Here is a 26,827-nt window from a genome sequence, read left to right on the forward strand (position 1 = left end):
TCAGTTGCCTGTTATAACAGCTAATAAACGATTTATTAACGAATATATCAGCCATAATTGAGCCAAAAAAATCACATGAATTAAAATTACAGCTAATTAATTGGTTACTTTTATACAAGTCAATACTTCCTTATCAAAATGAATAATTACTTCCTAACCCAACCGCCTTTCGGCGTTCGTAAAAATAAAAAGTCGCCACTGGTAAACTTCGTAAACAAGGGCCTCCGTTTTTTAAAAACCGGCTATAATGTGCAGCAGTTGGATACCAGTGTTGACATGAACACTATTGAACAGCGCATCAATTACTATCATTTAATTGATAGTGTTATAGCCAACCATATTGAAGGTGATATGGTTGAATTGGGCATATTTGCCGGGCAATGTTCCCTGATTTTCCAGAAAGTTATAGAGCTGCGGCAATCAGACAAGCAATTGCATGGCTTTGATACCTTTGGCATGTCTTTCAAACTTAAAGGAGATATTGAGGATCTTTTAAAAGCGAATTTCAATGCTGCGGGTTTAAAACAACCCATAATCCATAAAGGGAACTTTTTTGATACCGTACCATCTCAACTGCCGGATAAAATCGCATTCGCACATATCGATTGTGGGTTTGGCGGCGGCGCAATGGAGCACAAGAAGGTAGTGCTGCATTGCCTTGAAAACCTTTACCCACGCATGAGCGCCGGCGCTATCTGCGCGCTAATGGATTATAACGACCCTACCGAGAACGGCCCGGGACACGATATTGCCCCCGGTGTAAAAATGGCTTGTGATGAATTTTTAGCCGACAAGTCAGAAAAGGTTATAGCCTTATATGGCAACCAATATATGCACGGTTATTTCAGAAAACTATAATTTTAGTAAAAGCCCGCCCGAAGCCCCGATCATAATCTCAACACCTGATTGAATATCATCTGTTTTAAAGATCTTGTCAGTCAACAGATCGGTAAATGTTATCTCGCCTTTCAAATTAAACTGGTTCAGCAGATCGTCCGGTAAGCGCAGTTTCAAAGTTTTGTCTTGCCGGTTAAAGTTTACGATAACCACTACCTGCTCATCAGCCGTGTACCGGACGTAGATATACAGCATAGTGTCAAAGCCGGGCTGATGTTCGTTAGCGATCATCAATTCATAAAAGGAACCATTGCGCAGGGCATCACTGCTTTTTACGGTATTCAACAGCTTGCTGTAAAAACCGCGTAACTCCTGTTGTTGTGCCGATAGCTGCCCGCCGTCGAATTGGCCTTTGTTTATCCATTTTTGATGTTCGGGTACACCCCAATAATCAAAGATAGTGGTGCGGCCATCGTCACCGCTAAAACCGCTTTCGCCCTTTGCGGGTTCGCCAACCTCCTGCCCGCAATAGATCATCACCGGGCCGGTGTTCAGTGTAGCGCTAACGATCATCCCCGGAACAGCCAATAAGGCATTACCTGCAAACGACACACTCGCGATACGTTGTTCGTCGTGGTTTTCCATAAAGCGCAGCATGTGCTGGTCTATACCGCGGGTGTGGTTATTCCAAACGTCGTTTATCTGCCAGGTATTAGCGCCGGGTTCGTTACAAGTCAGCCTGCGGATGGCATCATAAAGGCCCACTTTATCATACAGGTAATCGAACTGGCCCTGCTGGATATAATTGTAATACTGGCTTTTATCATAAGCTTCGCCAATGAAAATAAGGCCGGGATATTTTTCCTTTAGTTGGGGAATTAGCCAAGCCCAAAATTCTACCGGCACCATCTCTATCATATCGCAACGGAAACCGTCTACACCCATATCTGCCCAATAACTTAATATATGCAGCATTTTACCCCATAGCGGCGGCGGGCCGCTAAAGTGGCGCTTGTGCCCGTCCAGATAGTAAACCCCATAGTTGAGTTTGATCGTCTCGAACCAATCGGTAATTGATGGCGACGGGTTAAACACATCATTCCCCGTAGCCTTTGCCGGGAACTCATCAAACTTGCCATCCTTTAGGGGCGATGCAAATCCGTCCCCGCCGGGGTTATAGCCGCCGGGGACAATAAACGGATAGCCCGGCATATAGTAAAAGTCGTTATTGGGTGAAAAATGGAGGCTGTCATCATCGTCCTGGCCAATATCGCGTACGCCATTTGGCTTAATGTCTGACTCATAGGTACGAGCCACATGGTTCGGCACAAAATCGATAATTACCTTCATGCCGTTTTGATGCGTGCGGCCTATCAGTTCTTTAAACTCGCTGATGCGAAATTCCTTATCATCGGCCAGATCGGTAGCGATGTCGTAATAATCTTTAATGGCGTACGGCGACCCTGCCCTACCCTTTACCACATCAGGATCATCGGCCTTGATACCATTGGCCGAGTAATCCGTCATGGTGGCGTGTTCTATAATGCCGGTATACCAAACATGACTGAAACCCATTCTGGCAATCTCCTGCAAAGCGGTATTGTTAACATCCTTAAGCTTTCCCGTACCGTTCTCTGCGACCGACCCATAAATTTTATTGGTGGTATTGGCATTACCAAACAAGCGTGGTAGCAATTGGTAAATGATCAGTTTGTTATCTGTAGGCATGACTTGCTTTTTTTTATAAATTCGTTCCCTATTGAGAGGGGCAGCAGTGTGTTCGTTAGTTTGCATTACAGTTAACATGGTTCGTTAACCGACGGGTGTTCCATTGACTGTTCCATTTGTTTGTAAGGTGTTCCGCAGTGTTCCGTTCAATGCGGAACGGAACATGCTTCGGCCCCGGACACAACTACATATTCCGTACCATTAACCTTTACCGTAACACCCATGCCCGATATATTTTTAATGCTTACCGCCTTCCTGCTCACTATCACCTGCAGCAACGCGCCCCTAAAACCAACCTGGAACGAGAACGCCTCCCATTTATGGGGCAGCAAGGGATTGAACGACAACATGCCATCCTTAACCCGCATCCCGCCGAAGCCCTCTACAACGCTCATCCAGGTACCGGCCATCGAGGTAATATGGCAGCCGTCGTCGGTATCATTATTGTAATCGTCGATATCCAGGCGGGAGGTACGCAGGTAAAATTCATATGCACGGTCAATGTCGCCTAATTTACAGGCCAATATGGAATGCACACAAGGTGATAACGACGACTCATGTACCGTGCGCGGTTCATAAAAATCATAATTGCGGCGGATGGTTTCCAGATCATAGTCGTCCTCAAAAAAGTAAAGTCCTTGCAATACGTCAGCCTGTTTGATGAACACCGACCGCAGGATTCGGTCCCAGCTCCAGTTCTTCACCAATGGCCTGTCGGCTGCGGGCAAGTCTTTTACAAGAATCTGCTCCTTATCCATGTAGCCGTCCTGTTGTAAAAAGATGCCCAGCTTATCATCATTTGGGTAGTACATTTTGTTGATGATATCGGAAAATTTTTCGCACTCCACCTCCTCGTTAAAGCTGATCTTGCTAACAAGGTCTTTATACTTCGCGGCGTTGGCTTCCTTTACTTTACCAATAACCTGCAAAGTATATTTTAAGCACCAGGTAGCGATAGTGCTGGTGTACCAATTGTTGTTAATGTTGTTCTCGTACTCGTTTGGCCCGGTCACGCCCAGCATTACATACAACTGCCGCTCTGCCGACCAGGTGATCCGCTGCGCCCAGAAACGGGAAATAGCGATCAGTACTTCCAGTCCATAATCTGTCAGGTAGGTTTCGTCGCCGGTATAGCGGGTGTAATTAAAAATGGCGTAAGCAATAGCCCCGTTGCGATGGATCTCCTCGAACGTGATCTCCCACTCGTTGTGGCATTCAGTTCCGTCCATGGTTACCATGGGGTATAGTGCAGCACCATCTTTAAAGCCCAGCAGCTTAGCGTTATCGATGGCCTTACCCAACTGCTTATAGCGGTATAATAACAGGTTACGGGCCACTTTAGGCTCGGCAGTGGCTAAGTAGAACGGTACACAGTAAGCCTCGGTATCCCAATAAGTACTGCCACCATATTTTTCGCCGGTAAAGCCTTTGGGGCCGATGTTCAGGCGGTCATCCTCACCCGTGTAGGTTTGGTTCAGCTGGAAGATATTAAAGCGGATGCCTTGCTGTGCGGCAGCATCGCCCTCTATTACAATGTCGTTATGTTTCCATTTTTCGGCCCAGGCAGCAGCTTGTTCGGCCAGCATGGTATCAAAGCCTTTTTGGCTGATGCGCTCAACCATCTCCAAAGCCTTAGCCGAAAGTTCATCGGACTGATAGTTTTGTGATGATAAATTTGCGGCGTATTTTAAAAGCGTAACTACCTCGCCCTGCCTGGCTTGCACCTTTATATCTGCTGCTATATATTTTTCTTTTTGAATGGAGTCAGATTTGAATTCAACAGGTTTGTCGCCCTGCAAAACAGTAAACTTCATGGCCGTGGCAACTTCGAAACCCGTTTTTTTGGTGCGGAGTTGAACATAACCGCGATCGTTCCGGATATCATTGCTTACTTCATCCCAAAATTTCTCGTCGTAGTTACTGTCCTTATTTACAATGTCACCATCGATAAAGGGGGTCAGGGTTATCTCCCCATCAAAATTCATAGGGCTGATGGTATATTTTATTGCCCCCGCTTCATCATCAGCTATGCTGCAAAAACGGGTGGCTTCCACCTCAACTTCTTTGCCTGATTCGGTCTTCGCTTTAAAATCACGTTTTAGGTAACCATCCTTCATATTCAGTTCCCGTCGAAAATCTATGATCTCACATTTGGCCAGGTCCAGCTGCTCATCGCCGATTTTAACATCGATGCCTATCCAGTTGGCAGCATTCAATACCTTGGCAAAGTATTCGGGGTAGCCATTCTTCCACCAGCCTACGCGGGTTTTGTCGGGATAGTATACACCGGCTACATAGTTACCCTGCAAAGTATCGCCGCTGTAAGCCTCTTCAAAATTGGCGCGGCCACCCATACGGCCGTTACCCAGGCTAAAAACGCTTTCGGCAACTTTATTATATCCAGGGGCGAAACCCTCTTCGATGATCTTCCACTCGTCAACTTTAAAATAATCCTTCATATCTTATAAGAATACAGCGTTCGCGGTTGTTTGTTGCGCTAAAATAGAATAGTTTTTTTGAAAGTCGGCGAGGTTAATCTACCCCTGCCCTACTTTGCCTGGCAACGAGTTTGAAAGTTTTATTTCTTTAATTTTCCTGCCCTCTTTTCGCGCAGCGAAGAGAGGGCAGTCGAGCGGTAGCGATGACGGGTGAGTTGCATCTTAAATCTATTCCCTCTAACTTGCAGCTACCTATGAAAAATACTGTTTTGGTGATCGGCGCCGGGGCTGCCGGTTTAATGGCAGCTCGTACATTGTGCAAAGCCAAAAAAAAAGTGACCATATTAGAAGCGCGTAACCGAACCGGGGGGCGCATCCATACCTTGAGCGGTGGATCTTTTTTTATAAATACCGAACTGGGTGCTGAGTTTGTTCACGGCGACCTTCCCATTACCCTCAACTTGCTCAAGGAAGCCAACCTCCCTCACCGAAGCGCCAATGCCGAAATGTGGCGCTTTGAAAACGGCGAATTTAAGGAGAATAGCATGATCATGGAGGATTGGGATCTGTTGATCGACCGGCTGACCGAATTAAAAGAAGACACCAACATATATGATTTCTTAACAAAAGAATTTCCGGGGGAACAATTCAGGACCTTGAGGGATGCTGTCTGGCAATTTGTATCGGGCTATGATACTGCCGATCCTCATAATGCCAGCGCCTTTGCACTGCGTAACGAATGGCAGCACGAGGACAACGCCGCCCAGCACCGGGTTGATGGCGGCTACTGTACCATGATCAATTACCTGGTAAACGAGTGTAAGGCATATGGAAACGAAGTACTGCTTAACTCGGTAGTAAAAACGGTACACTGGCAAAAAGGTGAAGTTAAAGTGATATGTGAGGATGGCGCAGAATATATAGCAGAGCAATTATTGATCGCAATGCCGCTTGGTGTTTTGCAAGCCGCTAAATACGAACAGGGCGCCATTACTTTTGAGCCAGGGATTCCAGAATACAGTATCGCGATACTGCAAATGGGCTTTGGCGCGGTGATAAAGATCTTGTTCGAATTTAGTGAGGTTTTTTGGCTGGACCAAAAATCGCGGAGAATGGCGGGGCGGAATATTGATAAAATGGGGTACCTGTTCAGTGATGAAGAGATTCCTACCTGGTGGACGCAAACGCCCGATCAATCAAATGTATTGACCGGATGGATAGGCGGACCGGCAGCGCAGGAAAAGGTTGCCACACCGGATGCCGAACTATTAGAACAAGGCCTGCAATCGTTAGCGAACATCTTTAACCGTGAAATTGATGAGCTGAGAAGTATGCTTGTGGCCAGCCGAATTATGAACTGGACAGCAGACCCATTCACCCGCGGCTCCTATGCTTACGATACCGTTGCCGCACCCGAAGCGCGAAAACTATTAAATACACCAATAGATAACACGTTGTTTTTTACGGGCGAGTACTTGTATGGTGGCAATGCAATGGGTACTGTGGAAGCCGCCCTGACAAATGGACTGGATGCGGCGAATAGAATTCTAAGCTAAAAACCGGGATTGGAAACTACACATTTTATCCTTTGTAACTTGCCATTTCAAGCTTGTTTTAGACTTATGTATTTTCAAATAAACGTAAAAATGGGTTTACAAAAGTTTACACTTTCGCCAACTTCAAGGCGTTAAAAACCTTACAATCAAATACTTGTAAAAAAGGTGGGTTTACATAAATTCCCGGTTCAACAAAAGCAAGTTTGAAACACAGTTTATCCGCGTTTTATACCGCCTGCCCGGCCAATAAATATAGCACTGCCATACGGATGGCTACGCCGTTCTCTACCTGGTCAAGGATGATGGATTGTTTGCTATCGGCTACATCACTGGTGATCTCTACACCGCGGTTGATGGGCCCCGGGTGCATTACGGTGATCTCTTTGTTCAACCCGTCAAGGATCTGCTTATTCAGGCCGTAAAGCATCGTGTATTCGCGCAACGAGGGAAAGTATTTAATATCCTGGCGTTCCAGCTGAATGCGCAGCATATTGGCCACGTCGCACCAATTGAGGGCTTTGATTAAATTATGCTCCACCTTCACCCCCAACGATCCTATATACTTTGGGATAAGCGTTGTAGGGCCGCAAACCATTACCTCGGCTCCCAACTGTTTTAGGCAAAGGATGTTTGACAAGGCTACCCGCGAATGCAGGATATCGCCTACGATCACCACCTTTTTACCGGCAACATCGCCATAACGTTCGCGGATAGAAAAAGCATCCAGCAGAGCTTGCGTAGGGTGCTCATGGGCACCGTCGCCGGCATTTACGATCTGGGCCTTTACATGCTTGGACAGGAATATGCCAGCCCCGGCATACGGGTGGCGCATAACCACCATATCTACCTTCATGGCCAGGATGTTGTTAACGGTATCTATCAGGGTCTCGCCCTTGCTTACCGATGAAGAAGAAGCCGCAAAGTTTACTACGTCGGCAGAAAGCCTTTTCTCAGCCAGTTCAAATGATAAACGGGTACGGGTAGAATTTTCAAAAAAGATATTGGCAATGGTCACATCCCGCAGGGAAGGCACCTTTTTGATCGGCCTGTTCAGCACCGTTTTAAAATTATCGGCAGTTTCAAATATCAATTCTATATCTGCCTTATTCAAATCTTTAATACCTAATAAATGCCGTGTGCTTAATGCCATTCCTTTTTATTTCGGATATCGGACTTTCGATATCGGATTTAGTATTTTTATTTTGCCTGTTTTACTATCTGGTAATCATAAGTCTTTTGAAATCCGAAATAGAAAATCCGAATTTCGAAATACTTATTCTTCCTTCACTTCAGATACCAACACGATCCTGTCCTCGCCGTCGGTTTCTTTCCAGCTCACTACAACCTTTTGCGATGCAATGGAATCTACCTCTATGCCCACATAATCTGCCGCTACGGGTATATGGCGCGAGTATCGGCGATCTACCAATGCAAGTAGCTCCACCTTTTCTGGTCTACCAAAAGCCTGCATGGCATCCATAGCTGCACGGATGGTGCGGCCTGTCCACAGCACGTCGTCCATCATTACCACTTTTTTACCTTCTATAATAAAATCTATTTTGGTTTGATTAGGCACCAATGGCGACCCCTGCCTGCGGAAATCATCGCGGTAAAAGGTAATGTCTAAATCGCCTTGCTGAATATTGCTTTCGGGTAAGATCTTGCGTAACTCGTCGGCCACGCGTTTGGCCAGGTAAATACCCCGCGGCTGTATACCAATTAGAACTGTACCGGAAAAATCGTTATGATTTTCTATTAACTGACGACATAAACGCTGAATTGTAATTTGGAATTTTTGACCGTCGAGCAGCGTTAGATTTTGCATCGTATAGGTGGATTTGGGCAAAGGTAATAAAAAATATAATTTGCCTCAGCTAAAACGTTAACCCCAGCCGGCATTTAATATTTCTGTTAAAAAATTTCTTCCCCTTGATATGAATGTAAGTTTAACCTTTTTTGCCTACCTTCCATACGCTTTCAAGATACTATTTTAAAACCATGAAACTTTTTAATAAAATTCTACTACATACAGCGCACGTATTTACTGTCGCGTTTACCGTAAACGCCCAAACAGTATTACAAGAAAAGCTACCGACCGATTACCTTAACGCATCATTTCATGCGGGCCGCCGCCAGGCGTTGAGGGATAAAATGCCCCCTAATTCAGTGGCTGTAGTTTTTGCTTATCCCGAACAGGTTTTTTCGAACGACGTTAATTACGTTTATCATCAAAATCCCGATCTATATTACTTTTCGGGGTATAAAGAGCCTAACTCATTACTGTTGATTTTTAAAGAAATGCAAAACCGCGGAAACGCCGCTTACAATGAGGTTTTATTTGTACAAAAACGCGATGCAGCCCGTGAACAATGGACCGGGAAACGCCTGGGCGTTGAGGGAGCAAAAGCAACATTGGGCTTCAAGGAGGCTTACAACAGTGACGAATTCGCCGCTTTTCCGATCGATCTTAAAAAGTTCAGCAAAATTTTATACAATGGAATTCCGGCTAATACAGGTACAGACGCATCAAAAGGCAGCCTGAGCAATCTTGTTGAGCAATTTAAGTTAAAGGCTTCAATCAAAGCAATTGACGCGGAACTAATGGATGACCTTAACTTCATTAATCTAAGGGCTACGCCTAAAAACATAAACCGGCTCATAACTTACCTTACACCAAAGATGGAGCGGGATGTGTATAAGAACAATCCAATATTGCAGCAACTGATAGCCAAACCCGACTCCGCTACCTTAATAGTGGTAAAAAGCAAGATTAATGCGGAAATAGGCGGCCCGAGCATGTATGATGATTTTGTTACGCAATTGCGTGGTGTAAAAACTGCCGAAGAAATGGTGCTTCTAAAAAAATCGGTGGTTATCAGCAGTTTGGCGCATGCAGAAGCAATGCGGGCGGTAACCCCAACCATGAGCGAACGCGAACTGGAAGGTATTATGTTATATGTGCATAAAAGATATGGTGCAGAAGATGAAGGCTACCCGCCAATAGTAGGTGCAGGTGGTAACGGCTGCATATTGCATTATGAAGAAAATAGCGCTACTGCAGTTCAAAACCAATTGGTGCTGATGGATGTGGGTGCCGAATACCATGGCTACTCTGCAGATGTTACCCGCACTTTCCCGGCAAATGGTAAATTTACCGAAGCGCAAAAAGCCATTTACCAACTGGTTTACGATGCACAGGAAGAAGTATTTAAACTTTGCAAAGAGGGTGTACCCTACACGTCGCTGGAAACAAAAACCCGTGAAGTACTGACAGCAGGGTTAATTAAGTTGGGGATTATTACTGGTGAAAAAGAACTGAGCAGATATTACCCTCACGGCGTATCGCACCATTTGGGGCTTGATGTTCATGATAGAGGCGCATATGGTGGTAACCTAATGGAGAATATGATGATCACTGTTGAACCGGGTATTTATATCCCTGCCGGTAGCCCCTGCGATAAAAAATGGTGGAATATAGGCGTGCGGATCGAAGACGACATCCAAATAGGAAAAGATAAAGGCACCAACTTATCTGCAGATGCGCCACGCAAATGGCAGGATGTTGAAAAGATGGTCGCAGAAAAAAGCCTGTTCGATGCCGGGAAATTTCCGGTTTTGAAGTAATAGCTGCTTTACAAAAAAGCCCTTCCGTTTTCACGGAAGGGCTTTGAATATTTGAACTTTAAAAGATTAAACTTCTTCAGTTTCTTCAGCAGCAGGAGCTTCAGCTTCTGGTTCTGCCTTTTTACCAGCAGGAGCAGCCGGCTTTTTAGCCGCTTTGCTTTCTGCACCTTCCATTTGCTCTTTTAACTGAGCAAGAACGCTAAGGTCGCCTAAAGTTGATTTTTCTACTGATTCTTTCACTTTCTTAACCGCGCTGTTAGCAGATTTTGCTTCTTTCTTACGGTTTTCGAATTCCTGAACACGGGCATCAGCACGGGCTTCTTCCCATATACGTGAGTGTGAAATTACGATACGCTTGTTTTCTTTGTTGAATTCGATGATCTTGAATTCAGCAGTCTCTTCAGCCTTAACGCTTTTACCATCTTCTCTTACCAGGTGTTTGGTTGGGCAGAAGCCTTCAACACCGTAAGGTAACGCTACGATAGCACCTTTATCAGTTACTTTGATCACAGTACCTTCATGTATCGAATCGATAGTGAAGATGCTTTCGAAAGTATCCCAAGGGTTTTCTTCCAATTGCTTGTGGCCTAAGCTTAATTTGCGGTTATCGATATCAAGTTCTAAAACTACTACATCTAATTTTTCGCCAACCTTAGTAAATTCGTTAGGGTGGTTTACTTTCTTAGACCATGATAAGTCAGAGATGTGGATCAAACCATCAATTCCGTCTTCCAGCTCAACAAACACACCAAAGTTGGTCATGTTTTTAACAGCAGCTAAGTGGGTAGTGCCGATGGCGTATTTCTCGCCAGCGTTTTGCCAAGGATCCGGTGTTAATTGTTTAATACCCAGGCTCATCTTACGATCGTCACGATCTAAAGTTAAAACCTGTGCTTCAACTTCGTCACCAACTTTCAGGAATTCCTGTGGGTTACGCAGGTTTTGAGACCATGACATTTCTGACACGTGGATCAAACCTTCGACACCCGGGATGATCTCTAAGAAAGCACCATAATCAGCAACAGTAACAATTTTACCTTTTACTTTTGAACCGATTTGCAGGTTCTCATCAAGCGACTGCCAAGGATGAGGAGTTAATTGTTTTAAACCTAAAGCGATACGTTTTTTCTCGTCATCAAAATCAAGAACAACAACGTTGATCTTCTGATCCAATGCCAAAACTTCTCTCGGATGCTCGATACGGCCCCAAGATATATCTGTAATGTGCAGTAAACCGTCAACACCACCTAAATCGATGAATACACCAAAGTCGGTAATGTTTTTAACGGTACCTTCCAATACCTGGCCTTTTTCTAATTTGGCCACAATTTCAGTTTTTTGGTTTTCTAAATCGTCTTCAATCAGCACTTTGTGCGATACCACTACGTTTTTAAACTCGTGGTTTATCTTAACAACTTTAAATTCCATTGTTTTACCCACATAGATATCATAATCCCTGATAGGTTTGATATCGATTTGTGAACCCGGTAAAAAGGCTTCAACGCCCATAATGTCTACAATTAAACCACCCTTAGTTCTGCTCTTAACAAAACCTGTGATGATCTCATCGTTATCCAGTGCCGAATTAATGCGCTCCCATGATTTTTGAGTTTTTGCACGTTTACGGGATAATACCAACTGACCGTTAGCATCTTCCTGCGACTCAACAAATACTTCAACTGTGTCACCAACCTTAAGGTCTGGTGTATCACGGAATTCTGAAACAGATACTAAACCGTCAGATTTAAATCCGATGTTTAATACAACATCTTTGTTGTTGATGTTAACAACGATACCTGAGATAATTTCGCCTTTAGTGATAGAGCTGAATGTTCCGTCATAAAGTTTTTCTAATTCCTCGCGATCGCTGTCGCTGTAGTTACCAAATTTTTTGTCGTCAGCATCCCAGTCAAAATCCTGATCAGGTGTAGGTGCTGCTGCAATTTTTGATTTGATTTCTTCAATTGATATTGAATCAGCTTCTGATTCAATAGTTTCTTTTTCAGCGGTTGCCGTAACTGTACCCAGTTCAGCTTCCTTCGCTTTTAATTCTTTTTCTGCTTCTTGTTTTTTTGCCATTAATAAATTTTACTCCTTTTTCCCAACACTTAATTGGGACTGCAAAGGTATGGATATAATTTTTATAGATAAAATCTTTTTTAGTGTTAAATATTGGTTTTTAGGCAGTTTTTGTAGGGAAGTGAAAAAATCCAGATCGGATTTTTGAATTTATAAAGAGCAGTTGGTAATTTTTTATAACCATTTGCATATGAACTACTTTCTATCGCCGGTGTATGGCGTTGCCTGCGGCCCGCGCTATCCGCTACAACTCCTCATTCCGCGCCGCTGATAGAAGCGTCGCTTCATTCCGGGGTTTTCACTACTATCGCTAACGCGGTTACTTATCATCGCCGCCCAACTTATAGCTAATAAGGGTTACTTAAGTCAATTTGTCAGTTATCTCCTGGTAGATAACCGGGTAGGTTTCCAGCAACCCTAACCTGTAGTTCAGCAAAATACCGGTCATGTCCTGCTCCTGTTGTGGCGTGAAGGGGTTACGCCAAACGCGCATACAGATGCGTTTTAGTGCATAGGTGATCTGGTCGATATTAACATAGGTATTCAAATAGCGGCTACGCTTAAATTCTTCATAAAATTTAAAGAAAACATCGGGGTTTTGCATCCCGGCAAACACTAAAAATTCACGGATGGTTGCCTCTTCACACTTATCCAGATGGTCGTAGAAATCATCGACTCTTACCTGGTGCGAGGTGATCAGCAGGTTATCTAATATCAATTCGATAGCAATATGCCCTAAAAAGAAAGGTTTTACGGGCGACCCGATGATAGCGCCCGTCAGTTCTTTTTTTAAATGGTGCGAATGCGTCAGGAAAAATTCAGATGAATGGAAATATTTATCAACCAGCAAGTGTTTGTTCCAACCCTCTATCATAGCATTTACTTTGGGGTCGGGGTGTATTAACTTTTCAGGATGAAGTATAATGGATTTATCCGCATTTTTTAAAAGATCGGGCAGCACAGTACCCAATATAAAGTGGCAATTGCTGGTATCACGGTCAAAATAATAATGCGACAGAAAATTCATAAGATGTTGGGCACTGATTACCTGTGTTGTCAAATTACAAAAACGAATGTTCAAAAACAACCGCCGGTGCAGATATTATACGGCAATGACACATGAATGTTTGAACAGGGCACCATAATGGCTATATCGGCAATAAATTATTGTGCTATATTTGCCCCTTTTATAACAGATATACGATAATGAATTTTGTTGAAGAATTACGCTGGAGAGGCATGCTGCATGATATTATGCCCGGAACCGAGGAATTGCTGAGTAAAGGCATGGCATCCGGATATATTGGTTTCGACCCCACTGCCGATTCGTTGCATGTGGGCCACCTTACGCAGATCATGACGCTGATCCACTTTCAACGCGCCGGCCACAAGCCATATGCTTTGGTAGGTGGAGCAACCGGTATGGTGGGCGACCCGTCGGGCAAATCGCAGGAGCGTAATTTATTATCAGAAGACGTGCTGCAGCATAACCTGCAATCTGTTAAGGTCCAGTTAGAAAAATTCCTTGATTTTAACACCGGCGCCAATAGTGCCCAAATGGTTAACAATTATGATTGGTTTAAGAATTTCACGTTTTTAGATTTCATCCGCGATGTAGGTAAACACCTAACCGTTAACTATATGATGGCGAAGGATTCAGTCAAAAAACGACTGGCAGGCGATACCGGCATGTCGTTTACTGAATTCACTTATCAATTGGTACAGGGTTATGATTTTTACTATCTGTGGAAACATAACAACTGCGTGCTGCAAATGGGCGGCAGCGATCAATGGGGTAATATTGTAACCGGTACCGAGCTGATCCGCCGGAAGGACCAGGGCGAGGCATATGCCTTAACTACACAATTGATCAAGAAAGCCGACGGTACCAAATTTGGCAAAACCGAAAGCGGCGCAGTTTGGCTGGATGCTAAACGCACGTCGCCATACCAGTTTTACCAGTTTTGGTTAAATACAACCGATCTGGATGCAAAGGCGTATATCCGCATATTCACTTTATTTGAGCTTGATGCGATAGAAGCCATGGAAGCAGAACAAGATGCTGCGCCGCATACCCGCGTATTGCAAAAAGCTTTAGCAAAGGATATCACCATCCGTGTACATGGTGAAGATGGTTTTGAAAAGGCAGTTAAATCAACCGAGTTCTTGTTCGGCAATACAGGCATCGAATTTTTAAACGAATTGAGCAATGATGAAGTTACAGCCCTGTTTAGCGGCGTGCCTAACTACACTATTGATGCAAAAGAACTGGCAGCCGGTTTAAACGCAGCCGATTTACTGGCTGGCAAAACAGCTATTTTCTCTTCAAAGGGTGAGGCTAAGAAGATGATCCAGGGCGGTGGCGTATCCATCAACCGGAATAAAATAGCTACTGCCGAAGATATGTTTACAATAACTAACCTTATCAATAACAAATACTTAGTAGCCCAAAAAGGGAAGAAAAATTATTTTTTAATTATTGTTGAATAATTTGAAAATACGACAAATGGTATGTATTTTTGTATAAATGTCGTACAAAATAAAACATCCGGTAAAAAATGAAGTTAATGAACCTATGGCAATGTATATTACTCAGGCTTCATCAACCCCGTTTTATAATTTATTAGGCGCGTCAAAGTCCGCCACATCTTCATCAGATCTGGATATTATCAGCCTGGCTCGCCGTGGTTTCCCTAAAAAGTCATTACTGGCTTTGGCTAAAATAATCTCGCTAAACATTCAGGAATTAGCCAATATACTGCACATTAGTGAGCGCACTTTGCAGCGCTACGAGGATGACGCGATCATCAAAACTGAATATGCCGAAAAGGCCGTTGAGCTTGCCCGCCTGTACACCCGCGGCGAAGAGGTATTTGGTTCGATAGATAAATTTAAGCTTTGGGTAAAAACACCAAGCCTGGTATTTGACGGTGAGGCCCCGGTTAGCTTTTTAGATACATCGGCAGGGTTTGATATGGTTTTTAATGAGTTAGGCCGTATTGAACACGGTATTTTTGTTTAAATGATACTTTATCGGATTGCCAGCTGTGATTACGTTGACAACCTTGACGGTACAGGCGCGCGCCTGTACGGCGCACGCTGGAACAGTAAGGGCACTGCTGCAGTTTACATGGCATCATCAAGGGCGCTGGCGGCGTTGGAAGTATTGGTACACATCCCGCCACTTGTTAGCCCTGCTAACTTTTGCCTGGCCGAAGTCAAGGTACCCGACAACAGCATACTTACTGTTGACGTAACCACCCTGCCCAACAATTGGAAAAGCCAGCCCCCGCCTGCTTCCCTGAAAGAAATAGGCAATCAATTTATTAAAGATGCCGAATACCTTATGTTAAAAATACCGTCGGCAATCGTATCACAGGAATTTAATTACCTGCTCAACCCCCATCATCCGGATATGCATAAAGTTAAAGTGATGGCCACCCATCCGTTTAACTTTGATGAAAGACTTCTGTAAAAAGCTCATAATACCCTTTAGAATTGCCCGAAAAAAAGTAAACCTGCTTGCGGCGGGTTTAGATATGCCTTAAAAATCGCTTAGTAACTCCAGCTTTTTGTGGTTGTATTCCTCTTGCGAGATGAGGCCGTTTTCGAACAGTGTTTTCAAGCGTTTTAATTTCTCAGTCAGCTCATCCTTTTTAGGCTCTTCAACCGGGGCAGGTGCAGGCGGCGGTATTGGCGCGACAGCAGGCTGCTGGTTCACCACCGGTGCAGATGGCTGGAAGGCTACTTGTGCAGCATGGTCTATATTCAGTGAACCAGACTCGGCACGTTTCTCTTCCAACTCGCGCTGGCGGCGTAATTCGCGTTCTGCCTCCTTGCGTTCCTGTGCGTATTGATAAAGTTTACGGGCCTGTACCTTAGGCAGGTAATCAACACCCATTTCGGCACCAGCGGTTGTTTTGGCACTAAAAACAGCGCCTATGATTTCTTCTTTAGTATAAACATCAACAATATCCTTCCAAACAAAATCAACAAATTTTATTGACAGGCCAAGGTTGGCCGGCGTAAAGAAAAGGATGCGTTTGTTCGTAATGGCGATGCAATCGGGAAACAAGTTCACAATCGGCTTTTTTTGCACCGCTATATACAAGATCTCTTCGCCGGTGGTTAAAAGATCAACTAAACGACTATATATTTTCTCAACCGCCTTTGGGTCTTGTTCGTCACGCAAAAATTTATCTATCATGGTATTAACAATTCTGATTGGGTGCAAAAATAACAAATTCTGTGAGTAGTGTACTTATTTAAGCGATAAGCAAATTACAGCCGCGGATGTCTGAATTATCAAAGCGGCCCAGCACTTCAAACGAACCATCTGCATAAACTTTGCCGAGATCCTGTGTGGCAATAAACGAGCACGAATTGATATTGGCCAGATCGATAATGTTAACACCACCTGTTTTATTCTCACCAACTAAGGTAAAAGGATCATTGGTATCGCGGGTGATGATCTGCATCCAGGGCGGGCAGTTAAAAACACCATCACCTTTTGAGTATGCCTGCGACAATAACTCCGTCATACCGTATTCTGAATGGATGGCATTAACGCCAAAGCCGTCGCAAAGGGTTTGATGCAATTCCTCGCGGATTATTTCTTTCCGGCGACCTTTCATACCACCCGTTTCCATCACGATCAGTTCTGGAAAATCCACACGGTAACCTTCTACAAAATCTAACAGTGCGAAGGTTACGCCTATTAGTAGTGTCGGCTTTTGGGCTGCCTTTTGCTGTAAAAGCATCTCGTTCAGTTCCTGGTGATTGTAGAGGAAAAAGCCGCTCGCCGGGTTAGTAGATTCCATGATCAGGTCTTGCGCCATGTAGATCAGTGACGAACCTTTCCGTTCCAGATACGAGGGCAGCAGGGCCAAAACAGTGTAGTTTTTGATATCGCCGTAAAACAGATCAAACGCCTTACGGAAGCTTTGCACATACCAGCTTACATCCGTAACGTGGTGGCTGCTGGTGATCATACCCGTAGTGCCCGAACTGGTGAAAACCACTTCATCCTCCGCGTTCCCGATTATAATTTTATGCGATTTAAATAATTCGACAGGTAAAAACGGGATTTTTTCTACCGATTGAACTTGTGCCGGATCGACACCCAAACCTGAAATGAACTTTTGATAAACCGCGTTATTCGACGCCTGATATTGAAACACTTGCAGCGCAATCTCATTAAAAGATTCGGTACTACCTATATTGAAAACCTGCTGCTGACCGGGCTTATTCATACTGCTGCAAAGATAATGCGGAATTATTACCCGCTCCCTTTTCTACAACAAATATTACAAAACAGAGTTAAATGGGTATTATTTAAATCATACATACACGTACTTACCCCATGAAAACACTAAAACATTTCAGATTACCATTTTTAATAAGCGCATTCTTTTTACTGGCATCGGCAAAGGTTGCCGACGATAAAGGCACCGAGAGGATCCAGAACTCAACAGCTGTACTAAAGGAGTTTACTAAGATGACTGACGAGATCCCTCACCAGTTACTGGAGGAATACCAGGGCATCGTCATTATCCCGAAGATGATCAACGGCGGTTTTGTTATCGGCGGCAAACGCGGGCAGGGCGTGGCAATGGTTAAACTGCCCGATGGCAAGTGGAGCGACCCCGTTTTTATTACCCTGACCGGTGGAAGTTTCGGTTTGCAGATAGGCGTACAATCGGTAGACCTGGTGCTGGTATTTAAGCATAAAGGCGTACTGACCAAAGTAAAGAACGGAGAGTTTACCATAGGTGGCGATATCTCTGCAGCAGCAGGACCTGTTGGCCGCAGCTCGACCGCGAGTACCGATCAGAACCTGGAAGCGGAAATTTATTCTTACTCGCGCAGTAAGGGTTTATTTGCAGGTATCAGCGTTAACGGCTCCAACCTGGCTATTAATAAGACATCTAATACGGCATTTTACGGCAACGGTGTAACCTCTGCCCAAATCTTTGAATCATCGAAGAATACCTCGGCGGCTGTGGTGGAGTTGAAGAAGACTTTAAGCGAATTATAGGCAATCCAGCTTTGAATATAACGCCCCGGCCATTGTTTGGCCGGGGCGTTTTTGTTTAAATAGGTGAGTCGTTGTAAATGGTCAAATAGGATAAAAAGGTTTACAAAGGTTTACATATTTCAGGTATTTTAATACATAAAATATTGATAATCAATTTATTATAAAAATAGTGGGTTTACACTGCTTTTATTGTTTTACCATTACTGGCTATCGCTACCGCAAGCGTCCTCGCTTGTGGCGAGGCTATGTAAAGTTTCCCGATAAATTGAGTAGTTTACCACAAGCGAGGACGCTTGCGGTAGGGTGCACTTGCGGTAGCGTTTGCTTATTCATACTACCAAATCCCAGTTAAACTAAAACTATACACCGCTACCACTGCGAAACCATCACGCCTTTTCAAAAACCCGCTTTACCAACACACCCGACAACGCAGCAAATACTGCATCAGTTATATTTTGCTTTATACCACCTAACATAGTCAGGTAGTTTCAAAATCGGTATCACATCGTCATCACTTAACTTTGGATCGTACGATTCGATTATTACTTTTTTTATATCCAAAGCAAAAGATTTTTCTCCTAAAATGGTATCCAACATTTTGAACAGACAGTCATAACAATCTTCTTCATACTCAGATCTATAATCCTTGACGTACACGATAATTGCGATTCCCAATTCATCAGACTTATTAGATGGATTAAAGCACAAACTATTCGTATCAAGTTCAATCGGTCCCCATTCGGCTTTAAAATGCCCTTTAACTTGTGGTTTGAAAGCGATAAATTCCCAATTAGGAACATCTGGAGCACAAGCTATCAGATTTTCAACAGTCTTAAAATATTCGATATTACCTTCAGCAGTTATGATTAACTCTATGCTACCATCTGGTTCTCCTCCGATTTCAAAATACAATTGATCGCAATATTTGTGAAGTTGTATCTCGAATTTGTCGAGTAAATCGTCACGTGACTCGTTTTTCAACTGGTCAAGTCGCTCGTAATCTAAGTGATTGGCAACAAACCAATTCCAAAATTCTTTAACATCCATATTACCCCTTCTCAAAAACCCTCTTTACCAACACACCAGATAACGCTGACATCCCTCCTGCCAGGCCGCCGATAACAACCGTGATAGCCAATAGCAGCCCCCAATGCGGGATATGGAACAGGCTGGCTACGCGTGTGGCCAGGATATGCTCGTTAGGGAAACTTTTTAGTAAGGCCAACGCAGCCCAGGCAATGGCTAAACCACCAAAGCCCGACCAAAAGCCATCCCACGAGCCTTTACCGAAGATAATAGCGGCGGCAAATGAAAATATGCAGGCCACCCACCACGGCAAAATAAAACCGCTAACAAAGGCTAAAAACAATATGACAGGGAATAACATAGCTTATTTATTTAAGATTAAGGTCGATTTGATCCGTGTTGATTTTTCGGTTGTCGATTGCAGAAACAGCAGTTCTTTCAATTTGCCCGCCTTCCAAACGGGCAGCATATCGTCATAATAAAAACTACCGGGATTGCCGGATTGCCCGCCGGGGATAATGCCGTAACCTTTGGTTTGCGGCCCCATTTGCACCACCATGCGCCACGACGGACCATGCCCGTCGGTTAAGGCGTTTACCGTTGACCCTGTACCTGCCGATTCAAAATTACCCGATCCAAAGCCGGGTACATTGCCCAGGTGGCGCACTTCAAACTTTTTCACCTTACCCCATTGCCATGCCGCGCCCATATTGCCGTATTTTGTGGTTAACTCAGCCACGGTAGCGTTAAACGTACGACTTAACAGATCGGCAGCAGTTTCTTTAAACGGTGTTTTCTTATCATCAAACCAAACAGCATTAGGATCTTCCATTAAAAGTTTTTCCGTTCTGTCCATCGACGGAAAGTTAAGCACTGTTTTATCGCCGCCGAAGCTATCGTTCCAGGTTTGGCGGTAAAACTTTTGCCACCAGGTGTTAAAGATGCTGGCCCCTACTGAGTTCACTACAATATTTTTATCCCATTTTTTCAATTCATTCAGCGCAGCCAACTGTTCGTTATCCAGCTGCCGCGGGTCGATGTATTTGAGCATGGTGGATAAAATATCCTGCGCGCGGATGCTATAGGTATCTGTTTGCAGGTTGCGCATGCTATCCACCGTTGCCTTCTGCATTGCACCTAAACGGTCATTAATGCGTTTACCACGCTCATAAGGCGCAAATTGCCAGTTGATGTAATACGGATAGGTAGCATCGGTAGATGATTGATTGGCCGAGCTCACAAATCCGCGCGGCGGGTTCTTTACAGTTGGGTTTTGCTCGTTAGGGATAAAGCCCTGCCAGTCGTTTGCAGGGTTGCTGCCGTCCATTATAAATTTGCCCTGGTCCTTGTATTTCAAGGGCAATTTACCATTTGGCGTAATGGCAATATCCTTATCCGACGATGCAAAGACAAAGTTTTGTGCCGGTGCCGAAAAGTATTTGAGCGCCTCGCGATAATCCGCATAGTTTTTACCACGGTTAAGTAAATAGAATGTCTTAAACTCGTCCGATTCATCGTGTGCCACCCAGCGCAGGGCATTACCTACCGGTACGTTTTCGCGGCCGCCTTTGGCTATACCGGCGTTATCATACACCACCGGGCCATGCACGGTATACAATACCGTATCGATAACAGACTTGGCGCCATGCACTTTTATCACTTCGACACGTTTAGTTACATTATTCCATTTATTGTTGTACCAGTATTGGTTACGGCTATTGTCTTTAAATTTAATTTGATACCAGTCCAGTATATCGGCATCTACATTGGTTACGCCCCAGCTTATTTTTTGGTTATAACCGATGACCACACAAGGCGCACCGGGCAAACTCACCCCGTAAACATTCACCCCCGGGCCTGCCAGTTGCACCTGGTACCATATGGAGGGGTAAGTAAGATTTAAATGTGGGTCGTTAGCCAGTATAGGATAGCCCGAAGCCGTTTTACTTCCGCTGATAGCCCAGTTATTACTGCCTATCCCCTCTACCCTATCCTTAGGTTTCATACTTGCCAACAGCTGCGCTTTGAAAGCTGCCGGTGGTTGTGGCACAGGTAAGGGTTTAAAATCCCATTTAGTGCCAGCGGGGATAATAGGGTCCTCGTGCATCTCGCGGTCGGGGAACAGGTCATTGGTCACCTTTGCGCCAAATTTATTCATCACATTGGTCATGGCCAGCTCGTTAGATCCACCTGCCAAAGTCTCCGACATTAACTTAAGCAAATAAGCCGAGTTAATGGGTTTCCATTCCTCGGGTGCGTAGTTGAGCAGTTTAAATTCAATTGGATAGTGAGCAGGGCTAAGGGTTTTGATGTAGGCGTTCACCCCATCACTGTAAGCGGTGATCGCCTTGCCCATAACCGGGTCTTTCATGATGCCGCGCAGGGTATTCTCGGCACCGTAAACCATGCCCATTCGGCGATGGTAACGATCAACTTCCAACGCCTTCACACCAACCACTTCTGAGAGCCTGCCCGCTGCACTGCGGGTTTGGATATCCATTTGCCAAAGGCGCTCCTGTGCAGTTACATAGCCTTGCGCGTAATAGAGGTCGTGGTCGTTTTCCGCAAAGATGTGCGGGATACGGTTCTCGTCATAACGGATGGTTACCTTACCCTGTAAGCCGCTAAGATTTAACTCTTTATCTTTTGCACCATCCTTACTTTCAGCATTTTGCCAAAAGCCGGTAGCCGGGTTTAGGAAAGCCCCTAATGGCGGGATATCGCCAAACTTAGTTTGCAATGCCCATATCAGCAGGCCGGTTAGCAGTACAGCAAATAGCGCCTTAAATATCTTCATACTGGGTGGATTTCAGGCAAGATAACGATTTATAACCATAAGTGTTTTAAGGCTGTAAATCTCTAAAAATCTCTATTTTTTCACTAAAAACTAACCGCTTCCGGCAGTTTTTTTCTTCTTTTTCGATAATGTCTTTTTGGTTTGGTTGATTGTACTTTCGGCTTATTTAACCGTTGTGTTTTCTCATCCCGCCGAAAGCTCCAGGGTGGTGTGGGGTTAAGATCGTGCCAAAGCCCAAGTTTACTTTCGCGGGCATTTTGCTCGAGCCCGGCCAGTTCTACATTATTGTGCGAGTAGGCCAGGTACTGCCACGCATAACCGTTTTTCACTATTTCATAATTGACATTAGTTCCGTTCTCCAACTCAATGGTTGCCACCGTGCGACCGTAACGGTCTTTAGTGTTACCGATGAGTTTCACCATTTTGCCGAAGCAAAGGTCGGCGGTAAATTGCTTGGCGGCCTGCCCGAATGCCTGGCTTTTTTCGGGGGCATCAATCTCAGCCAGCCTTACGGTGATGTTCTGATGATCGGGAGAAAGCAGTTCTATAGTATCTCCATCTTTTACCTTTACCACTTTGTATAAAGTCTCCTTTTTATTGCAGGCAGTGGTAATTGCTAATAAGAAAAGGCAAAAGACGAAGGACTTTTTGAGCATTTGCAATGATACAAAACTGAACCTTGATTAATGGGATTAAAGGATTTTCTTGACCCAACTACTGTTGTGAAATCCTGTTAATCCATAAATCAGGAAAATCACGGTTAAAATTTATTTTAAAAACAAACCCGACTTTTGCAAGTTCAACCAACAACGAAATGTTTTTGGCAATGGCTAAATTTACTGTACCGGATAAAGTGCTGTTTGTGTGTACAGGTAGCAAATGCGCTAAACGCGGCGGCAAAAGCCTATATAAAACTGCCGGAAAATTTGTTAAAGATGGCAAGGGCAATGTTGAAGTGATTCGTATGGAATGCACAGACCGTTGCGATTGGGCACCAATATGTACTCTCTCTCCGGGTAATATCTGGCTAAAGGAATATGAGGAAAAAGATGTTTTAAAGCTGCTGCTCGATAAGAATTAAGCTTCGCTGTCGTATTTGATTTTATTAGCACGCATGTATATTCATGAATGCTTTGTTTGCTTGATCCTGATGGCTTACACGAAAAGGGTATATATTGTAATAGAATGTATTACGCTAACTACCTAAACAAATAGCTTCCATAACTATTTATAACGATTATTACCAAACCAACTTTTACCTTTACCGTACTATGAAAAACATCCAAGCCTGCATTTTTGATCTCGACGGAGTTATTGTCGACACTGCTGTTTACCACTACAAAGCCTGGAAACGGCTGGCCAATGGGATGGGGTTCGATTTTACCGAGCAACAGAACGAACAACTAAAGGGCGTAAGCCGGATGGCCTCGCTCGACCTGATCCTGGGCTGGGGAAATATTACTAACAAAACCGACGACGAGAAAGAGCAGCTGGCTACCCAAAAGAATGAATGGTATACCGATATGATCAACACCATGACGCCTGCCGAGATCTTACCCGGTGCGCGCGAGTTTGTATTGAGCTGCCGCGATGCAGGGCTGAAGACAGCTATCGGCTCTGCCAGTAAAAACACGCCCACAATATTGACCAGACTGGAGCTATTGCCTCTGTTTGATGCCGTGATAGATGGCAACAGCGTAAGCAAACCCAAACCCGACCCGGAAGTATTCACCAAAGGAGCCGAAGCATTGCAGGTAGCGGCAGCAAACTGCGTAGTATTTGAAGATGCCATAGCCGGTATAGAAGCCGCGATAGCCGGGGGTATGAAAGCAGTAGGCATTGGATCACCCGATACGCTTAAACAGGCTAATTTGGTGGTGAGCGGTTTGGATAAAATGACGCTGGAGATGCTGGAGGAATTGTAAATGAAGTTAACTCATTTGATAGTTTGCCTGTTGATTTCGGCCGCAGGCTTCGGCCAAAAAAAGCCGGTCAAGATCAGCATCAGCCACTTAATTAAAAACTTTTACGCCTGCACCTCTTACGGTTACCCTCCCGGTGATGATGAGCCCTTCCCTGCCAACAGTTTATTTGCAGTAACACCAAAGGGCATTGTACTGGTTAATACGCCCTGGGGTGATGAACAAACCCAACAATTGGTAGATAGTGTTAAGCAACGTTTCAACAAAAAGATCATCTTTTGCGTTGCCACACATTTTCATGACGATTGCGTGGGCGGTTTTAATGTGTTAAAAAAGCTGGGAGCCAAAACCTATGCTAGCCGCCAAACCTATTTACTCGCCAAAAAAGAACATAACGAGTTACCACAGTTTACCTTTGCAAACGACACTACATTTACTATTGCAGGCACTACTTTAAAAACTTTCTTCCCCGGCGAAGGCCATACAAGCGATAATATTGTGGTATGGCTGCCCCAAGGTAAGATACTTTTTGGAGGATGCCTGGTTAAAAGCATAGACGCCAGCACCAAAGGTTTTACCGGAGATGCCAACCTAAAGCAATGGCCGCAAACCATCAAAAATGTAGCTGACAAATATCCGCAGGCAGCATTTATAATTCCCGGCCACCAGGGATGGCAGGGCGGTAAAAAACAGTTAGGGCATACCCTAAATATCTTAAACAATTAATTTTTGATTGCCTGTAATTTGCTCCGCTCTTTGATGATGGTTTGCACGGCATCTGCTACAAAAAGCTTTTGGCCTTCATCTAAAACCTGTACGGGGCTGCCGCCGTCAAATTCGTAACTGATCTTACCGTTCGTACCCGCTTCGGCTCCTACCTTCTTACCATTGCGTTCAAATTTTACGTAACCCTTTTTAGAGATGCTTTCTATACTTCTGTGATCTGTACCGAACACTACCCTGCCCGAGTATTCTATAGTTTGCGAATTATTGTCATCGCGCATTGATATGGTTGTGCTGTTACCCCTGCGGCAGGATACACCACTGATGATCATCATGGCAAATAAGGCAATGATTTGAATGTGTTTGTAAATGAACTTTTTCATATTATTTAATTTATATCACAAACATACACATAACATGGTATCATGCAATACATAGTACTATCAAATAAACGAATTGAATCATAACTATTTATTAATCAAATAAATAATTTTAATAAAAAATGTGTTAATGATGCTTTGTCTTGTTTCTCAGCAAGATTACAGGCTCATACAGGTCCCAATTTGGCTTAAACTCCTTTTGGTTAATGAGCCTGTCGCCGTAAATAGAAAAATTGCCCAGCACAACATCCTGATCGCCGTCGCCGTCAACATCTGCGACATCCATAGTAAGCCAACGTCCGTATTGGCTAATAGGGAGTTCATGAGGTTTAAACTTATTGGGCGAGAGTTGCTCCATGTAGGTGAAACCCTCCTCTGGATGATCCACAAAATCGGGGAAGAACGCGATAACGGCCAGGTCCATATCGCCATCGCCGTCAAAATCGGCAGCCATGGCCTTTGATGCCCCGTTAATGTGGTAAAAAAAAGTTTGCCTGAAGGTAAAATCGCCCCGGTTAGTAAAAATATATACCCCATGATAGGGTTTAAATATACTGGAGTAATCGTTATTATCGCCGCATGTGTAAACAATGTCTTTTTTGCCGTCGTTATTCATATCAACCAGCTGGAAGCTGTTGGTACCATTTACGGGCGGGAAACGCAGCAGGTTTTTAGTAGTAAAGCCACCTTTACGGTCGTTTAAAAACAGCCATACGCCTTCGTCTGCCTGGGCAAACAGGCAAAGCACATCAGGCCAGCCATCATTATTAAAGTCGCCGGTTTCCAGTTGTATGGCACCCGGTAATGCTCGTATAACCTTTCTTTTGAAAGTATGATCGGGCTGCTGCTGTACCAGGTAAATGCCGCCAACATTGTTGCCGTAACCGCATACGATGTAGTCTGTTAAGCCATCCTTGTTAAAATCGCCGGTGGCGGTTTGCACGGGGCGGGGCAGGCTATCAGTAACCAACCTCATAGCCGGATCTTTCGAACCCAGCATGACTTGCTGCATACTGCCTTTAAGCAGATCATTTGGCGGCAGTACGCCAATACAGGTAAACACCGCAGCATTTTTTCCATCGTTTGTCTTAAAAAAGTTAGCCGCCGTAACGGGCGATGGCAACGATCTTACGAGCGTACCTTTTAGTTTGCTATCCCAGCTATATACATCGTTACCCAAACCTGTGTAGATTAGATGATCATAAGGATTGAATTTGACCATACTGGTCATCGCCGGGCCGTGGGTAGTATCTACAACCGCGGGCCGCACCAATTCAAAAATACCCCAATCATGTACGGCAGTACGCTTGGGCAGGGTTAGTTTTTGTGGGGCAAGGGTGTGGTAAAAGGCGTTTATCTTCCGCCAGTCTTCGAGGTTTATTTGCGAGTGGGCATCCATGTAATAAGCGCCCATTTCCTGCTGCAGGCCTAATTTACCAGCCATGGCAGGCAATACGCCCCGCTCCCAGGTGCGTTTATCTAACAGTGCAGGTTCGGGATATTGGTGGCAGCTAACACAATACTTTTTTGATAGGTCACCACCTTCGGTCACTTCGCGGCCGGCTTTTTGAGTGGGACTTTCACTGCAACCGTTCAGCACAAAAATTGCCGCAGTGATCACTGCAGCAATTAAAATGGCCGTTTTATTAATAGACAACTTATATCTCTTTCGCATCAATC

General features: G+C 44.4%; 24 protein-coding genes. 10 read left to right on the forward strand and 14 right to left on the reverse strand.

The genetic code is table 11. The annotated features are described in order from the left end of the window. Positions 1–138: 138 nt before the first annotated feature. Positions 139–858: a class I SAM-dependent methyltransferase gene (locus tag IDJ76_RS14890; protein ID WP_191164141.1), complete on the forward strand. Its 720-nt coding sequence runs from the start codon at positions 139–141 to the stop codon at positions 856–858. Here IDJ76_RS14890 and IDJ76_RS14895 read toward each other — a convergent pair. Continuing rightward, positions 853–2,565, reverse strand: a complete 1,713-nt coding sequence (locus IDJ76_RS14895) for an alpha-amylase family glycosyl hydrolase (RefSeq protein ID WP_191164142.1) — start codon at positions 2,563–2,565, stop codon at positions 853–855. The two genes, IDJ76_RS14890 and IDJ76_RS14895, sit on opposite strands and share 6 nt — an antisense overlap. A gap of 146 nt (positions 2,566–2,711) precedes the next feature. Continuing rightward, entirely contained in the window at positions 2,712–5,024 is a 2,313-nt protein-coding gene (locus tag IDJ76_RS14900) for a glycoside hydrolase family 65 protein (RefSeq protein WP_191164143.1), read from the reverse strand. Positions 5,025–5,257: 233 nt separating this feature from the next. On the opposite strand from IDJ76_RS14900, the gene IDJ76_RS14905 reads away from it, so the two are divergent. Next, positions 5,258–6,559, forward strand: a complete 1,302-nt coding sequence (locus tag IDJ76_RS14905) for a flavin monoamine oxidase family protein (RefSeq protein ID WP_191164144.1) — start codon at positions 5,258–5,260, stop codon at positions 6,557–6,559. 226 nt (positions 6,560–6,785) lie between these two features. Here IDJ76_RS14905 and IDJ76_RS14910 read toward each other — a convergent pair whose 3' ends face one another. Together IDJ76_RS14910 and pyrR are read right to left on the reverse strand one after the other, a co-directional pair. Further along, the gene (locus IDJ76_RS14910; protein ID WP_191164145.1) at positions 6,786–7,709 is read right to left on the reverse strand and encodes an aspartate carbamoyltransferase catalytic subunit; all 924 of its coding nucleotides are present in this window, start codon (positions 7,707–7,709) and stop codon (positions 6,786–6,788) included. Positions 7,710–7,832: 123 nt separating this feature from the next. Next, positions 7,833–8,384, reverse strand: a complete 552-nt coding sequence (pyrR, locus tag IDJ76_RS14915) for a bifunctional pyr operon transcriptional regulator/uracil phosphoribosyltransferase PyrR (protein ID WP_191164146.1) — start codon at positions 8,382–8,384, stop codon at positions 7,833–7,835. Between the two features lie 173 nt (positions 8,385–8,557). On the opposite strand from pyrR, the gene IDJ76_RS14920 reads away from it, so the two are divergent. Then, positions 8,558–10,183 (forward strand): aminopeptidase P family protein, encoded by a 1,626-nt coding sequence (locus IDJ76_RS14920; RefSeq protein ID WP_191164147.1) that lies wholly within the window; start codon positions 8,558–8,560, stop codon positions 10,181–10,183. A gap of 66 nt (positions 10,184–10,249) precedes the next feature. On the opposite strand, the gene rpsA is transcribed toward IDJ76_RS14920, so the two are convergent. Continuing rightward, positions 10,250–12,262, reverse strand: a complete 2,013-nt coding sequence (gene rpsA, locus IDJ76_RS14925) for a 30S ribosomal protein S1 (RefSeq protein ID WP_191164148.1) — start codon at positions 12,260–12,262, stop codon at positions 10,250–10,252. Between the two features lie 361 nt (positions 12,263–12,623). Then, positions 12,624–13,289, reverse strand: a complete 666-nt coding sequence (locus IDJ76_RS14930; protein WP_191164149.1) for a hypothetical protein — start codon at positions 13,287–13,289, stop codon at positions 12,624–12,626. Between the two features lie 179 nt (positions 13,290–13,468). Here IDJ76_RS14930 and tyrS point away from each other — a divergent pair, with 179 nt between their 5' ends. From tyrS to IDJ76_RS14945, 3 genes are read left to right on the forward strand one after another with little or no spacing between them, the layout of a single operon-like run. Continuing rightward, positions 13,469–14,752, forward strand: coding sequence for a tyrosine--tRNA ligase (gene tyrS, locus IDJ76_RS14935; protein WP_191164150.1), 1,284 nt, complete (start codon positions 13,469–13,471; stop codon positions 14,750–14,752). A 37-nt stretch (positions 14,753–14,789) separates the two neighbouring features. After that, entirely contained in the window at positions 14,790–15,284 is a 495-nt protein-coding gene (gene parS, locus IDJ76_RS14940) for a type II RES/Xre toxin-antitoxin system antitoxin (RefSeq protein WP_224746345.1), read from the forward strand. After that, positions 15,285–15,737, forward strand: a complete 453-nt coding sequence (locus tag IDJ76_RS14945) for an RES family NAD+ phosphorylase (protein ID WP_191164151.1) — start codon at positions 15,285–15,287, stop codon at positions 15,735–15,737. It begins immediately after the preceding gene. Between the two features lie 69 nt (positions 15,738–15,806). Here IDJ76_RS14945 and IDJ76_RS14950 read toward each other — a convergent pair whose 3' ends face one another. Both IDJ76_RS14950 and IDJ76_RS14955 read right to left on the reverse strand, forming a co-directional pair. Next, complete coding sequence (locus tag IDJ76_RS14950) at positions 15,807–16,469, reverse strand: PH domain-containing protein (RefSeq protein ID WP_191164152.1); 663 nt, start codon at positions 16,467–16,469, stop codon at positions 15,807–15,809. Positions 16,470–16,527: 58 nt separating this feature from the next. Beyond that, a complete protein-coding gene (locus tag IDJ76_RS14955; protein ID WP_191164153.1) occupies positions 16,528–17,514 on the reverse strand; it encodes a LuxE/PaaK family acyltransferase in 987 nt (328 codons plus the stop codon). Between the two features lie 110 nt (positions 17,515–17,624). On the opposite strand from IDJ76_RS14955, the gene IDJ76_RS14960 reads away from it, so the two are divergent. Continuing rightward, positions 17,625–18,299 (forward strand): lipid-binding SYLF domain-containing protein, encoded by a 675-nt coding sequence (locus tag IDJ76_RS14960; RefSeq protein ID WP_191164154.1) that lies wholly within the window; start codon positions 17,625–17,627, stop codon positions 18,297–18,299. A 444-nt stretch (positions 18,300–18,743) separates the two neighbouring features. Here the strand turns inward: IDJ76_RS14960 and IDJ76_RS14965 are convergent, their stop codons facing one another. The 4 genes from IDJ76_RS14965 to IDJ76_RS14980 form a co-directional block, all read right to left on the reverse strand. Next, positions 18,744–19,346, reverse strand: a complete 603-nt coding sequence (locus IDJ76_RS14965; protein ID WP_191164155.1) for a hypothetical protein — start codon at positions 19,344–19,346, stop codon at positions 18,744–18,746. 1 nt (position 19,347) lies between these two features. Beyond that, positions 19,348–19,686, reverse strand: coding sequence for a hypothetical protein (locus tag IDJ76_RS14970; protein WP_191164156.1), 339 nt, complete (start codon positions 19,684–19,686; stop codon positions 19,348–19,350). Between the two features lie 3 nt (positions 19,687–19,689). Next, a complete protein-coding gene (locus tag IDJ76_RS14975) occupies positions 19,690–22,122 on the reverse strand; it encodes a penicillin acylase family protein (RefSeq protein WP_191164157.1) in 2,433 nt (810 codons plus the stop codon). 83 nt (positions 22,123–22,205) lie between these two features. After that, positions 22,206–22,778 (reverse strand): thermonuclease family protein, encoded by a 573-nt coding sequence (locus IDJ76_RS14980; RefSeq protein WP_191164158.1) that lies wholly within the window; start codon positions 22,776–22,778, stop codon positions 22,206–22,208. A 170-nt stretch (positions 22,779–22,948) separates the two neighbouring features. Here IDJ76_RS14980 and IDJ76_RS14985 point away from each other — a divergent pair, with 170 nt between their 5' ends. The 3 genes from IDJ76_RS14985 (at position 22,949) to bla (ending at position 24,770) form a co-directional block, all read left to right on the forward strand. Further along, on the forward strand, positions 22,949–23,203 hold the full coding sequence (locus tag IDJ76_RS14985) for a (2Fe-2S) ferredoxin domain-containing protein (protein WP_224746346.1): 255 nt from the start codon (positions 22,949–22,951) through the stop codon (positions 23,201–23,203). Between the two features lie 190 nt (positions 23,204–23,393). After that, positions 23,394–24,047 carry a beta-phosphoglucomutase gene (pgmB, locus tag IDJ76_RS14990; RefSeq protein ID WP_191164160.1) on the forward strand — a complete coding sequence of 218 codons (654 nt, stop codon included), beginning with the start codon at positions 23,394–23,396 and terminating at the stop codon, positions 24,045–24,047. Then, positions 24,048–24,770: a subclass B1 metallo-beta-lactamase gene (bla, locus tag IDJ76_RS14995; protein WP_191164161.1), complete on the forward strand. Its 723-nt coding sequence runs from the start codon at positions 24,048–24,050 to the stop codon at positions 24,768–24,770. Here bla and IDJ76_RS15000 read toward each other — a convergent pair. Beyond that, positions 24,767–25,150, reverse strand: coding sequence for a hypothetical protein (locus IDJ76_RS15000; protein WP_191164162.1), 384 nt, complete (start codon positions 25,148–25,150; stop codon positions 24,767–24,769). The genes bla and IDJ76_RS15000 overlap by 4 nt on opposite strands. A gap of 124 nt (positions 25,151–25,274) precedes the next feature. After that, positions 25,275–26,822, reverse strand: a complete 1,548-nt coding sequence (locus tag IDJ76_RS15005; protein WP_191164163.1) for an FG-GAP repeat domain-containing protein — start codon at positions 26,820–26,822, stop codon at positions 25,275–25,277. Positions 26,823–26,827 lie beyond the last annotated feature (5 nt).

The sequence above is a fragment of the Mucilaginibacter glaciei genome, from assembly GCF_014773245.1.
In the GTDB taxonomy this organism is placed as follows: domain Bacteria; phylum Bacteroidota; class Bacteroidia; order Sphingobacteriales; family Sphingobacteriaceae; genus Mucilaginibacter; species Mucilaginibacter glaciei.

Coding starts and splice junctions, on each gene's coding strand:
- IDJ76_RS14890 (WP_191164141.1), top strand. CDS start 139: ATGAATAATTACTTCCTAACCCAACCGCCTTTCGGCGTTCGTAAAAAT.
- IDJ76_RS14895 (WP_191164142.1), bottom strand. CDS start 2,565: ATGCCTACAGATAACAAACTGATCATTTACCAATTGCTACCACGCTTG.
- IDJ76_RS14900 (WP_191164143.1), bottom strand. CDS start 5,024: ATGAAGGATTATTTTAAAGTTGACGAGTGGAAGATCATCGAAGAGGGT.
- IDJ76_RS14905 (WP_191164144.1), top strand. CDS start 5,258: ATGAAAAATACTGTTTTGGTGATCGGCGCCGGGGCTGCCGGTTTAATG.
- IDJ76_RS14910 (WP_191164145.1), bottom strand. CDS start 7,709: ATGGCATTAAGCACACGGCATTTATTAGGTATTAAAGATTTGAATAAG.
- pyrR (WP_191164146.1), bottom strand. CDS start 8,384: ATGCAAAATCTAACGCTGCTCGACGGTCAAAAATTCCAAATTACAATT.
- IDJ76_RS14920 (WP_191164147.1), top strand. CDS start 8,558: ATGAAACTTTTTAATAAAATTCTACTACATACAGCGCACGTATTTACT.
- rpsA (WP_191164148.1), bottom strand. CDS start 12,262: ATGGCAAAAAAACAAGAAGCAGAAAAAGAATTAAAAGCGAAGGAAGCT.
- IDJ76_RS14930 (WP_191164149.1), bottom strand. CDS start 13,289: ATGAATTTTCTGTCGCATTATTATTTTGACCGTGATACCAGCAATTGC.
- tyrS (WP_191164150.1), top strand. CDS start 13,469: ATGAATTTTGTTGAAGAATTACGCTGGAGAGGCATGCTGCATGATATT.
- parS (WP_224746345.1), top strand. CDS start 14,790: ATGTCGTACAAAATAAAACATCCGGTAAAAAATGAAGTTAATGAACCT.
- IDJ76_RS14945 (WP_191164151.1), top strand. CDS start 15,285: ATGATACTTTATCGGATTGCCAGCTGTGATTACGTTGACAACCTTGAC.
- IDJ76_RS14950 (WP_191164152.1), bottom strand. CDS start 16,469: ATGATAGATAAATTTTTGCGTGACGAACAAGACCCAAAGGCGGTTGAG.
- IDJ76_RS14955 (WP_191164153.1), bottom strand. CDS start 17,514: ATGAATAAGCCCGGTCAGCAGCAGGTTTTCAATATAGGTAGTACCGAA.
- IDJ76_RS14960 (WP_191164154.1), top strand. CDS start 17,625: ATGAAAACACTAAAACATTTCAGATTACCATTTTTAATAAGCGCATTC.
- IDJ76_RS14965 (WP_191164155.1), bottom strand. CDS start 19,346: ATGGATGTTAAAGAATTTTGGAATTGGTTTGTTGCCAATCACTTAGAT.
- IDJ76_RS14970 (WP_191164156.1), bottom strand. CDS start 19,686: ATGTTATTCCCTGTCATATTGTTTTTAGCCTTTGTTAGCGGTTTTATT.
- IDJ76_RS14975 (WP_191164157.1), bottom strand. CDS start 22,122: ATGAAGATATTTAAGGCGCTATTTGCTGTACTGCTAACCGGCCTGCTG.
- IDJ76_RS14980 (WP_191164158.1), bottom strand. CDS start 22,778: ATGCTCAAAAAGTCCTTCGTCTTTTGCCTTTTCTTATTAGCAATTACC.
- IDJ76_RS14985 (WP_224746346.1), top strand. CDS start 22,949: ATGGCTAAATTTACTGTACCGGATAAAGTGCTGTTTGTGTGTACAGGT.
- pgmB (WP_191164160.1), top strand. CDS start 23,394: ATGAAAAACATCCAAGCCTGCATTTTTGATCTCGACGGAGTTATTGTC.
- bla (WP_191164161.1), top strand. CDS start 24,048: ATGAAGTTAACTCATTTGATAGTTTGCCTGTTGATTTCGGCCGCAGGC.
- IDJ76_RS15000 (WP_191164162.1), bottom strand. CDS start 25,150: ATGAAAAAGTTCATTTACAAACACATTCAAATCATTGCCTTATTTGCC.
- IDJ76_RS15005 (WP_191164163.1), bottom strand. CDS start 26,822: ATGCGAAAGAGATATAAGTTGTCTATTAATAAAACGGCCATTTTAATT.